The sequence below is a fragment of the Mycetohabitans sp. B2 genome (assembly GCF_021733735.1).
Classification (GTDB): Bacteria; Pseudomonadota; Gammaproteobacteria; order Burkholderiales; family Burkholderiaceae; genus Mycetohabitans; species Mycetohabitans rhizoxinica.
Genome location: NZ_JAHKSP010000063.1, coordinates 1 through 12,709 on the forward strand (window position 1 = coordinate 1; position 12,709 = coordinate 12,709).

Consider the following 12,709-nt stretch of genomic DNA (forward strand, 5'->3'; position numbering starts at 1 on the left):
TTGGCGCATTGGGCTATGCGAGCGCGTTGTTTGACCGCGCGACGATCGAGCGGCACGTCGGGTATCTGCAAACGGTGTTGCAGGCGATGGCGGCTGACGCAACGCACCCTGTGACACGCGTTGAGTTGCTGGCATCGGCCGAGCGCACTTTGCTGCTCAAGACGTGGAATGCGACGCAGCAGCCCTATCCATCGCACCTGTGCGTGCATCAGTTGTTCGAAGCGCAGGCCGAACGCATGCCCGAGGCGACGGCGTTGGTGACGCAAGAGCAGACGCTCAGTTACGCCGAGCTCAATGCGAGGGCGAATCGTCTCGCCCATCAGCTGATCGAGTTGGGCGTCAAGCCCGATGCACGCGTGGCCATTTGTGTCGAGCGCTCACCCGCGATGGTAGTCGGACTGCTCGCGGTGCTCAAGGCGGGCGGTACGTACGTGCCGCTCGATCCCGCGTATCCGCCAGAGCGCTTGGCACATATGATGGCGGACAGTGCGCCCGTAGTCTTGTTGAGCGTGGGCACCCCGCCTGCCGCAGTGACGCCATGCCTAGGAGCCGGGGTGCCGGTACTGGACCTGCAAGCGGATGCGGCGCAGTGGGCACACCAAAGCGCACGCAATCCTACATTAGCGCTGACTGCGCAGAGTCTAGCCTACATAATTTATACGTCAGGTTCCACGGGCCAGCCCAAAGGGGTGATGATTCCACATCGCAGCGCGGTCAACCTGGTGACGTCTATGGTGCAGAAACTGGGTCTCACTGCGCACGACCGGGTGTTGCAATGTTCGTCCCTGTCCTTCGATGCGTCGGTCGGAGAGATCTTTGTCACTTTAACCCAGGGTGCGGCGTTGGTGCTACGCACCGATGCTTGGTTAGCCGGGGCCGCGCAATTTTGGGCGCTTTGCAAGGCGAACCGGGTGAGCGTGACGGATTTGCCTACCCAATTTTGGGCACAATTGGCACAGGAAAAAGTCTCTGTTCCGGACAGCGTGCGCGTGGTCATGATTAGTGGCGAGGCGCTGAGCGCGTCAGCACAAAGCGCATGGTTTGCGGGGGCCGGCCACCGACCGCGCTTGTTAAATGTTTATGGCCCGACTGAGACGACGGTGACCGCCACCGTGCATGAGGTCACTGACGCAGAAAACAACTGGCGCACGATTGGTCGTCCCATTGATAACACCCGGCTCTATATCCTGGACGCGCACAAGCAGCCGGTGCCGCTGGGGGCGATGGGCGAGCTGTACATTGGCGGCGTCGGCGTGGCCCGTGGTTACCTGAACCGGCCTGAGCTGACGGCTGAGCGCTTCGTGCGCGATCCGTTCACGGACGAGCCGGATGCGCGGATGTACAAGACGGGGGATGTGGCGCGATATTTACCGGATGGCAATCTGGAATTCCTGGGTCGCAATGACCATCAAGTCAAGATTCGCGGCTTTCGGATTGAGTTGGGCGAAATCGAAGCGTGCTTGGCTCAGCATGCCCAGGTGCACGACGCGGTGGTGTTGGCGATGGGCGAAGGCAGCGCCAAGCGCCTGGTCGCGTATGTGGTGGCCGAGCCCGATGACGCGTTAGTCAGCACGCTGCGCGCGCATGTGGCAGCCAATTTGCCCGACTATATGGTGCCAGCCGCATTGGTGCGGCTCGACGCGTTCCCGCTGACGCCGAACGGCAAGTTGGATCGCCGAGCACTGCCGGCACCCAGCACTGATGCATTCGCGCATCAAGCGTATGAAGCACCGCAGGGCGAATTGGAGACCACGCTGGCCGAGATTTGGTCCGAGCTGCTTGGTGTCGAACGAGTGGGCCGACACGACAGCTTCTTCACGTTGGGTGGCCATTCACTGCTCGCGGTGCGCTTGATCAATTGGGTGAGCGCACGCGTTGCCGCAGTACCGCTGACGACCTTGTTCACTGCTCCAACGCTGGCTGGGTTCGCTGCCGCGCTCAGTGCGCAAGGGCATCAAGGCACCGATACGCTGCCCGAGATCACGCCGGTGCCGCGCGAAGGCCATTTGCCGCTGTCGTTCGCGCAGCAACGGCTATGGTTCCTCGCGCAGCTCGACGGGGTGAGCGACACCTATCATATCCCGCTGGCGCTGCGCCTGCGTGGCACCTTGAACCGTGTCGCCTGGCAACACGCGCTGGATGCGCTGTGGGCACGTCACGAAGCGCTGCGCTCGGTGTTCGTCAGCGTTGACGGTCAACCGCAGGTGCAGCTGTTGCCGGCCGAGACAGGGATGCCGATGACCTGGCATGACCTGTGCGGCGAGCGCGACGCGCAGGCCCAGCTGGTACGACTCAGTACCGAAGCGGCACAGGCACCGTTCGACTTGGCCCGTGGCCCGCTGATCCGCGCATGCGGCATGCAATTGGCCGATGACGAGCACGTAATGCTGCTGGTGCAGCACCATATTGTGTCGGATGGCTGGTCAATCGGGGTGCTGGTGCGCGAATTGAATGCGCTGTACCGTGCGGCCTGCGGTGAGTCGGCCGAGCCGTTGCCGGCACTGACGACCCAATATCCGGACTATGCGGCGTGGCAGCGGCAGTGGCTCTCGGGCGAGCGGCTGCAAGCGCAAAGCGACTATTGGCGCACGCGGCTGGCCGATGCACCGGTGCTGCTGACGTTGCCAACTGACCGGCCGAGGCCGGCGCAGCAATCGTTCGCCGGGGCCTATGTGCCGATCCGGGTCGATGCGCAAACCACCCGGGCACTGAGGCGTGTGAGCCAAGCGCAGGGCGCAACGCTATTCATGACGGTGCTCGCAGCATGGAGCGCGGTGCTGGCGCGCCTATCGGGGCAAGACGATCTGGTTATTGGCACGCCCAGTGCGAATCGCCATCACCGTCAAATTGAGCCGTTGATTGGCTTCTTTGTGAACACATTGGCGTTGCGCGTCGATGTGTCGGGCGAGCCGAGCGCGGCACAGCTGATTGAGCGGGTGCGGCGCACGACACTGGAAGCGCAAGCGCATCAGGATCTGCCGTTCGAGCAGGTGGTGGAGATTGTGCAGCCACCGCGCCGGCTAGAGCATACGCCCCTCTTCCAGGTGATGTTCGCGTGGCAGAACAACGAAACCGAAGCGTGGCAGCTGCCGAGTCTGGAAGTCACGTCAGCGCCCTTGGCTTACGACGTGGTCAAGTTCGATCTGGAGTTGCACTTACAGGAGGCAGAAGGAGAGATTGCTGGGAGCCTGGGCTATGCGACGGCGTTGTTCGATCGCGCAACGATCGAGCGACACGTCGGGTATGTGCAGACGATGTTGCAAGCAATGGCGGCGGACGAGCCGCATCTGGTCACCCGTGTTGAGTTGCTGACGCCGGCTGAGCGCACGTTGTTGCTCGAGACGTGGAATGCGACGCAACAAGAGTATCCGGCGCATCGATGCATTCACCAGCTATTTGAAGCGCAAGTCGAGCGCACGCCCGAGGCCACGGCGCTAGTCTATGAGGATCAGGCGTTGAGCTACGCTGAGTTGAATGCGCGGGCGAACCGCTTGGCGCATCAATTGACCGAACTGGGGGTGCAGCCGGATGCGCGAGTAGCGATCTGCGTGCAGCGCAGTCCGGCGATGGTCGTCGGGCTGCTGGCGATCCTCAAAGCCGGGGGAGGCTACGTGCCGCTCGATCCGACGTATGCGGGCGAGCGGCTTGCGCATATCGTGCAGGATGCGGCACCGGAGATTGTGCTGGCCGATGCGGCGGGCCGGGCGGCACTGGGCGACGCAGCCTTGGCCGATCGCACGGTGCTCGATCCGAACAGGCTGCCTGAGCAGCCGGAGACGAATCCGTCGGTACCGGTGCTGACGCCCCGTCATCTGGCGTATGTAATCTATACGTCCGGTTCGACCGGTATGCCCAAGGGGGTGATGGTCGAGCACGCGCAGGTGGTGAGGCTGTTTGAGGCGACACAACCTTGGTATCACTTCGACGAGAACGATATCTGGTGTCTGTTTCACTCGTTTGCCTTTGACTTTTCCGTGTGGGAACTCTGGGGCGCATTGCGCCATGGCGGCAAGCTCATCATTGTTCCCCATCAGATGGCTCGTTCCCCGCAAGACTTCCACCGATTAGTTTGTGAACAGGGCGTCACGGTATTGAACCAAACCCCAAGTGCGTTCAAAGCATGGATTGCCAGCCAAGCGCAAAGCCCTTTAAGGGATCAACTGCGCTATGTGATTTTTGGTGGAGAAGCGCTGGAGCCCTCCATCTTGCAAGCATGGTATGCGACACGCACAGAGCAGGGCCCGCAACTGGTGAACATGTATGGGATTACCGAGACGACCGTGCATGTGACGTACCGGCCGCTTCGGCCTGAGGATAGTACGCAAGGGGGCAGTCCGATTGGCGTGCGCATTCCTGATCTGAAGCTCTATTTGCTCGACGCCTATCAGCAGCCGGTGCCGCTGGGGGCGGTCGGCGAGTTGTATATTGGTGGAGCAGGAGTGGCGCGTGGCTACTTGAATCGTCCGGAGCTGACGGCCGAGCGCTTCGTGCGCGATCCGTTCTCGGCCGAGCCCGATGCCCGCATGTATAAGACGGGGGATTTGGCGCGGTATTTACCCGATGGAAACTTGGAGTTTCTGGGTCGCAATGACCACCAAGTCAAGATTCGCGGCTTTCGCATTGAACTGGGCGAGATTGAAGCGTGCCTGGCTCAGCACGCGCAGGTACACGACTCGGTGGTGTTGGCGATGGGCAAAGGGCAAGCTAAGCGTCTGGTCGCGTATGTGGTGGCCGAGCCCGATGACGCGTTAGCGGGCAACTTGCGCACGCATGTGTCAGCCGCGTTGCCTGAGTATATGGTGCCCAGTGCGTTCGTGCGGCTCGATGCGTTGCCGCTTACGCCCAATGGCAAACTGGACCGGCGTGCGCTGCCGGCGCCTGATGGGCAGGCGTTTGCGCATCAAGCGTATGAAGCGCCGCAGGGGGAGGTGGAGGCCGCGCTGGCCGAGATTTTGGCCGAACTGCTCGGTGTGGAGAGAATCAGCCGTCACGACAGCTTCTTTGCGTTGGGTGGGCATTCACTGCTGGCGGTGCAGCTCATTGAGCGCCTGCGCCGTCGCGGTCTGAGGTTGTCCGTGCGGGCGTTGTTCGATACGCCCGTGCTCAGTGCGTTGGCCCAGTCGCTCAGCCAGCATCGTGAAGTGGCGGTGCCACCGAATCGCATCACACCAGAGACGAGTGCGCTGACACCGGACTTGCTGCCGCTGATCGAACTGACGCAGGCCGAGATCGATCGCATTGTTGAGCAAGTGCCGGGTGGCGTCGCGAACATCCAGGATATCTATGCACTCTCGCCCCTGCAGGACGGCATCCTGTTCCACCATCTGCTGGCCACAGAGGGTGATCCGTACCTGGCGATTGCACAACTCGCCTTCGACACGCGAGCGCGGCTCGAACAGTATCTGGACGCGGTTCAGCAGGTGGTCAACCGGCATGACATTTTGCGCACGGCGTTTGTCTGGGAGGGGCTGTCCAAGCCCGCGCAAGTGGTCTGGCGTCACGCGCCGCTGTCGGTAACCGAGATCACGTTGGAGGCGAAGGATGGACCGATTGCCGAGCAACTGGTGCAGCGCTTTGATCCGCGCCACACGCGGCTGGATCTGAGGCAAGCGCCGCTGCTGCGTTGTGCGATCGCCCAGGATACGGACGGTCGCTGGTTAATGGTCCAATTGCAGCACCATCTGATCGATGACGTTTCCTCGCTCAAGATCATGCATGCGGAGGTGCGGGCGTTCATCGAAGGAAAGGGCGAGACGTTGCCGGCACCGCAGCCGTTCCGCAATCTGATCGCGCAGGCGCGATTGGGCGTCAGTCAAGCCGCCCACGAGCGCTTCTTTACCGAGCAGCTTGCCGACATTGAGGAGCCGACGTTGCCGTTTGGTCTGTCTCAGGTGCATTGCGACGGTGCGCAGGTGCGCGAAGTGCACCGGATGTTGCCGCAGGCATTGAATGATCGGCTGCGCGCGCACGCTAAACGGCTGAGCGTGAGTCTAGCGAGCCTGTGCCATCTAACGTGGGCACAGGTGCTCGCACGCGCCAGTGGCCAACGACGTGTGGTGTTTGGTACGGTGCTATTTGGCCGGATGCAGGCAGGTAGCAGTGCCGACAGTGCGATGGGACTGTTTATCAATACGCTGCCACTGCGCGTAGACTTGGCCGGCAGCGTGGAGTCAGCCGTGCGCGCCACGCATGCGCGGCTGGCGGCGCTGCTCGAGCATGAGCATGCGTCGCTGGCCCTGGCGCAGCGCTGCAGTCGCGTGCCGGCGGGCACGCCGCTGTTTAGCGCGCTGCTGAACTATCGGCATAATGCGCTCAGCACAGATGAGCACAGCATGCTGCCGGGTGTCGAGTGGCTCAGTGCCGAAGAGCGTACCAATTACCCATTGATGCTGTCGGTCGAAGACTTCGGTCATGCGCTGGGGTTGACCGCGCAGGTCGTGGCGTCGTTGGATCCGGATCGAGTATGTGGGTATATGCAGCAGGCGCTGCACAGCTTGGCTGAGGCGCTCGAGACGATGCCAGAATGGCCGATTGGACAATTGGAGATATTGCCCAATGAGGAGCGGGAGCGGCTGCTGCAGACGTGGAACGCGACGCAGCAGCCCTATCCGTCGCACCTGTGCGTGCATCAGTTGTTTGAGGCGCAGGTCGAACGCACGCCCGAGGCGACGGCGTTGGTGACGCAAGAGCAGACGCTCAGTTACGCCGAGCTCAATACGCGAGCCAATCGTCTCGCCCATCAGTTGATTGAGTTGGGCGTCAAGCCCGATGCACGCGTGGCCATTTGTATCGAGCGTTCACCCGCGATGGTAGTCGGACTGCTCGCGATTCTAAAGGCCGGCGGCGCGTACGTACCGCTGGATCCCGCGTATCCGGGCGAGCGCCTCGCGCATATCCTTACGGACGCGGCACCCGCCATTGTGCTCGCGGATGCAGCGGGCCGGACCGCGCTGGGGGACGCGGTGCTCGCATCGCGCACGGTGCTTGACCCGCATAGCGTGCCGCAGCGGGCGGATACCAATCCGGTCGTAGACGGCCTCATGTCCCATCATCTTGCGTACGTGATCTATACCTCTGGCTCCACGGGTAAGCCCAAGGGGGTTATGGTCGAGCACCGCAATGTGGTCAATTTCTTGACCGCCATGTCGTCATCGCCCGGTATAACAAGCGATGATCGTTTGCTGGCCGTGACTAGCATCGCTTTTGACATCGCTGGCCTGGAGTTGTATTTGCCGATGAGCCAGGGTGCGACGGTGGTGATGGCTAGCCGTGATGAGGTCACTGACCCGGTCAAGCTGCACAATCGGATCATTGAGCAACGCATCACGGTGATGCAAGCCGTGCCGTCCGTTTGGCGGGCATTGTTAGAGCTACCCGAGCCGATGCTTAACCTAAAAGTATTATGCGGTGGAGAAGCCTTACCTTCGAGTCTGTCAATCCGGCTGGGTCGCGCGACGGGAGGATTGTGGAATCTGTACGGTCCCACAGAGACGACCATTTGGTCCTCTGCCTTGCAATGGGTGGGTCCACGCGACACGGATGGACCCACTGTTCCCATTGGCCGGCCTATTGCGAACACGCAACTCTACGTGTTGGATGCATACGGCCAGCCGGTGCCGTTGGGCGCAGTCGGGGAGCTGTATATTGGTGGCGCGGGCGTCACGCGGGGTTATCTGAACCGTCCGGAGCTGACCACTGAGCGTTTTGTGCGCAATCCCTTCTCTCAAGAAGCCGATGCGCGGATGTACAAGACAGGGGATTGGGCGCGTTATTTACCCAACGGCAATCTGGAGTTCCTAGGCCGCAATGATCATCAAGTCAAGATTCGCGGCTTTCGGATTGAGTTGGGCGAAATCGAAGCGTGCCTGGCTGCCCATCCACAGGTGCGCGACGCGGTGGTGCTTGCGCGTGGTGAGGGCGTCAATCAGCGGCTGATCGCATATGTGGTCGCTGAGAAAGATGAAACGCTCACCAGTGTGCTGCACGCGCATCTGGCGGCCAACCTGCCCGACTATATGGTGCCGGCCGCATTGGTGCGGCTCGATGCGTTCCCGCTGACACCCAACGGCAAACTCGATCGGCGTGCGTTGCCCGCGTCGGACGAGGATGCGTTGGTGCGTCAAGTGTATGAAGCGCCACAAGGTCAGTTCGAGACGGCGCTCGCAGCGATTTGGACCGAACTGCTGGGCGTCGAGTGTGTCGGTCGGCACGATAGCTTCTTTGCGCTCGGCGGGCACTCGCTATTGGCGATGCACTTGATGAGCCGTGTTCGTGATGTGCTCGGAGTGGAGCTGGCCATTCGCAATCTGTTCGAGGCACCTACTCTTAGAGGTTTGGCACAACGCTTAGTCGAGCAGCAGGGAAGCCAAGAAAGCTCATTTGGTGTGCTGCTTGCGCTCAAACCCCAAGGTAGTCGTCCTCCGCTTTTTTGCATCCATCCCGCCATGGGGCTGAGCTGGAGCTATATGGGCTTGTTGCCTCACTTGGATAGTGATCAGCCCCTCTATGGCTTGCAAGCCCGGGGATTTGACGGAACACGACCGCTTGCCTCCAAGATTGAGACGATGGCGTCGGACTATCTTGAGCAGATTCGCCGCATTCAGCCTCAAGGACCGTACTACCTATTAGGATGGAGCCTGGGAGGCATGGTGGCTCACAGCATGGCGGTGCAGCTGGAGCAGCAGGGTGAGTCAGTGGCACTACTGGCGTTGTTGGATAGCCATCCCAGCCCCGGCGTATTGGATGATGTGCCCGAATTCGATGAAGCGGCCCATTATGCTGCGCTGGTGACGCAGTATGGTGAAGGATTGATTTCGGCTATGGATGAACCGCTACGGTGGAACGCCTGGGAAATCGCAAAAAACCATCACCGTATTTTGAAAGACTTTTCTCCGCCCATCTATGGTGGCAATGCGCTTTTCTTCCACACAACCCTAGTGGACGATGCATCTCCCACGCTCGTGCCTCGCGATGCATGGCAGCCTTATGTGCGCGGGAATATCGAGATTTACGATATTCATTGCGTCCATAGAGCGCTGCTCGAACCGGAACCAGCCGCTGCAATTGGTCGCGTGATAGCGAGGAAGCTAAATGAATTGGCAGATCAACGGCGTGAATCGGCGTATCCTGTGGCACAAGCTTGATGTCTAGCACGGATGTCTATCCCCGGAAAGTGAATAGGAGAATTTAGCATGAGTGACGCATGGAATGATCCAAGTAGTTTGTCGTGGAGGTTGCGCACGTGCTGCCATATAGTCTTTTCTTTCAACCGCGTCCTCCCATCCTTCGGGTCGCAATAGGCAGCCAAGCGCGCAGACAGATTTTGGAGAAGCGCGGCGTCCTGGGGATTGGGACGAAACGGGTAACTCCGGGAGTGGGTGGCGTTGACCAGGCCAACCAGCACCATTCGGGTCGCCGCGCCGGCGTTGACGCCATAGGCGATGTGGGGCACCGGGCCGATCTGACCTGGACCGTCTGATGCCACGTCATGCCATACGCGTGGCGGCTCTGCGGCAGCGTATTCAGTCCACGCCGATCGCTGGAGGACCAAATCAGGATCGGTAGCGTGTGCCCGCTCACCGATACGCGGAGCCGGTCGTTAGACGGGTTGCGGTGCCGGCGCTTCGGTCCTATTGTCCATCTCGGTTCGAGGCAAGCATCGGATCCGATGTGTGGGGAGCGAATAAGTCACGAGTATCCATGATCGGCTTGTCAGCCGCGCGGCGGCTGCCTGCTGTGAAAAGAAAGGTGAGGCTATTGTTGCGGCACACACCGCGCGGCATTGAGAGGCAACCGAAGCTAAGGCATGCCATGCGAGCCAGCCTGGCAGCAAACGATAAGGTGGGGCAGGCTCCCGAGTGAACTGAATTCAAGAAATTAGACAGCGAACCACTATGCCTTCGCAAATCGAGGTCGGTACTCGAGTGGGCTGAGTCCCCGCAATGGGACCTTGATGCGGTCGTAATTGTAGTGCCTGATGTAGCTGTCGATGCCGGTTTGTAACTCCTGGACGTCGCGCAATGCATTGAGATAGTAAAACGCTGACTTGAGCGTATCGGAGAAGCTCTCAATGGCCGCATTGTCGAGGCAGTTCCCTCTGCGGGACCGTACTCTCAGTAATAGCGCGCTCTTGGAGGCGGCGTCTATATTCTGGCCTCCGGTAGTGCCACTCCTATCGGAACACAAGATCGGCTCGTTGAAAATTTCGGCTTTACGCCGCGAGTCTGCCAGCCCTATCGTCCCAAGAGCGTCGTTGTCTCAATGCCAGCACTAACGTATCGACGCTCAGAGCCGCAGAACGCTTCCAACATCCGCTATCGGTCTACAACGAGTTATTAAGGGTGCGTGTCTGAATTTGAAACAGGACAAATTGCAGCTGTGCAAAGCGCTGAAGCTTGATCGAGTCGGCAGTCAGTGGGCCTGCCGTGGCGCAAACGGCCGAACAACAGCAATCCAGTCACGGCGATTTCCCTAAAAAAGTACTGAGTATGCGGACCCATAGGAATAAATCGGAAAACGGTGCTCGAATCAACAAACTATTTTTTGTTGACTATCAGGGTTGGGCCTATAGGTCTCAAGTTCTAGCACCGCTCTCCTATTGCTAGATCGCTTCAATGCCTCGCACGCGAGACACGGGCATTTTTAGCGCGGCCGCTCTGATGGGCGGCCGCTTCGGTCATATCCAGTGCTGCAGGCCGAAATCGAACAACAGAACGACCGCGGAGCAAAATACGCCGCACAGCAAATTGGCGATGCGATGCCCGAAGTCGCGGTGGCGGCTGAGCGCCGCACCGATCAAAAACACGATCTCGGTTGCCACCTGCAGCCCGAACCAGGCGAGCATGACGGTGTACTCGTATCCCATCGAATTGAAGTTGGCAAAGTTCATGCCGTGTACATATATCCATGAGCCTACCCGCCATACTTCGTAGAGCAACAGCACCGCGGGGAATAGGTAGCTTGCGATATAGGTCGGAATCGTCGCATGTCGCAGCTCGAAGTGGTTCTCGTGCCGCAGGGGATGGGTCGTGAGCCGCATGATCTGCTCCTCTAAATATCCAGCTTGCCAAGTTATAGGCGGCACACGGCATGTGTGCGCCTGATTTGACTTTAGGCGGCCTGTGGGAAGGTTTCAATGCTGCATTGCAGCATCATGTTGCGTTGCGTGGCAGCGGACGTATCCATGCGGCATTGAGCAAGACGATGGCGCGACACGTGGGCGCGCCTTACGCCAAGGTGCGCCGGGACGCGGGATTGGCGCTGCACTGCAGCAGACGCCATGCAAGCGGTGACCGCAAAATACAAACGGCGGCCAGTATGCGCAGCTGTTGGACAGACTGTAAAACGAGCTGTCCTACACGACGGGGAATGCGTCACCGTCCGCGGCGACCAGGCTGCCCGTGTGCGTGGTTTCCGGTTGTTCGTTGCTCCGCTTCAGGCGTAGCACGGTGGCGAGTCGCTGCGCGTACCGCTGCGGGTGGTATTCGGCGACGTCATAGCGGCGATTCGGCTGGCCGAGATGCCGTATCAGAGCGTCGAGCGTTGCGCGGTAGCTCACCATATCGCAATGATACTTAAACTTATTGCGGATTTCGTCGCCGAACGTCGACAGGCTGCCAATGTCGTGCACGAGCGCCGGCAACCCAAGCATGGCTGCTTCGACGATCGACAGAGGCGCATTTTCCGCGCAGATTGACGGCAACACCACGGCATGCGCGGTCTCGCGCAATTCGGCCAGGAGCGCGCGAGGGGCACGCCTGCCGCGGAATTCGAGCCTTCCGGCACCAATTAAATCGGCATTGCGGTGCTCGAGCGCGGCACGCTCTGGCCCGTCGCCGAAAATCGTCAGCTTATTCAGACAGGCGAATTGCGTGGCGCGTGCCAGCGCGATGAACTCGCTCAGCCTTTTTCCGCCGCGATGCGGCCGGCGAATGCGAGGTTGATGCGGCTAGCGTGGATCGGCTTGGGCGCGCATACGGGCATGTCCGCGTCAATTGGGTTGGGCAGCAGCGACGTGTTCGTGATGCCGACGCGGTGCAGTGCTTGCTCCATGTACTGGCTGGGGCACAACAGCAGATTGAACGCCCGGGCGGGATGACACAGCAGCCTGGTCGAATGCCAGTAAAGCTTTTTCAATGCATCATGCACCGCGCCTTTCGGACTCGCGCAGGTGGTCAGCGCTGGACGCGTTAAGCCAGCCGGGCCGCGGCCGACCGCGCGCGGGTTGACTTTCAGTCCCATACGCGTTTTCATTCGATCCCGACCCGCTGCGACGACGTCGAATGCGAGCAGGAGATCACCGGCTCTCGGCGGGACATCGAACGGTTGACCGGCCGGCCCTGCGTGCATTTTGCATACCCGAACGGCAACTATGGGGAAAGGGAGATCCGGCTGTTGCGGGCGGCCGGCTACCGTACCGCCAGAACGTGCGATGTCGGTTGGAACGATGACGCGACCGATCCGTTCAGGTTGCGTGCCATTGATATCCATGACGACTCGTCGCTGGCATGGTTCATCGCGAAGCTGAGGGGGATTCCCTTGCTCCTGCGCTATGCGTGGCACGGCGGCGGTTGGCGCGGCCGCAAGCTCCAATTCTGACCCGTGCGGCCGGCGCCAGCCGGCGAGCTGATCGGGATTTTACAAAGCGCGTTAAAATAGCGGTGCAAGCACCTCCTCTGTGCCGCCGGCGTATTCTCGCCGGCTCGCCGCG

Annotated in this window: 4 protein-coding genes and 2 pseudogenes; 2 read left to right on the plus strand and 4 right to left on the minus strand. The window is 60.5% G+C overall.

The genetic code is table 11. The features are described from left to right. Positions 1–5: 5 nt before the first annotated feature. Positions 6–9,143, plus strand: a pseudogene (locus tag KPG66_RS14510) (amino acid adenylation domain-containing protein); the annotation flags it as partial. Positions 9,144–9,891: 748 nt separating this feature from the next. Here the strand turns inward: KPG66_RS14510 and KPG66_RS18085 are convergent. From KPG66_RS18085 to KPG66_RS14525, 4 genes are all read right to left on the minus strand, one after another. Continuing rightward, positions 9,892–10,185, minus strand: coding sequence for an IS3 family transposase (locus KPG66_RS18085; protein ID WP_013428371.1), 294 nt, complete (start codon positions 10,183–10,185; stop codon positions 9,892–9,894). 490 nt (positions 10,186–10,675) lie between these two features. Further along, the gene (locus KPG66_RS14515) at positions 10,676–11,038 is read right to left on the minus strand and encodes a hypothetical protein (RefSeq protein ID WP_049786505.1); all 363 of its coding nucleotides are present in this window, start codon (positions 11,036–11,038) and stop codon (positions 10,676–10,678) included. A gap of 315 nt (positions 11,039–11,353) precedes the next feature. After that, positions 11,354–11,932 (minus strand): glycosyltransferase, encoded by a 579-nt coding sequence (locus KPG66_RS14520; protein ID WP_157864607.1) that lies wholly within the window; start codon positions 11,930–11,932, stop codon positions 11,354–11,356. Then, positions 11,899–12,240: a glycosyltransferase gene (locus KPG66_RS14525; RefSeq protein WP_157864507.1), complete on the minus strand. Its 342-nt coding sequence runs from the start codon at positions 12,238–12,240 to the stop codon at positions 11,899–11,901. The genes KPG66_RS14520 and KPG66_RS14525 overlap by 34 nt, the downstream gene beginning before the upstream one ends. On the opposite strand from KPG66_RS14525, the pseudogene KPG66_RS14530 reads away from it, so the two are divergent. After that, a pseudogene (locus KPG66_RS14530) lies at positions 12,208–12,597 on the plus strand (polysaccharide deacetylase family protein); the annotation flags it as partial. The gene KPG66_RS14525 and the pseudogene KPG66_RS14530 sit on opposite strands and share 33 nt — an antisense overlap. Between the last annotated feature and the right edge of the window lie 112 nt (positions 12,598–12,709).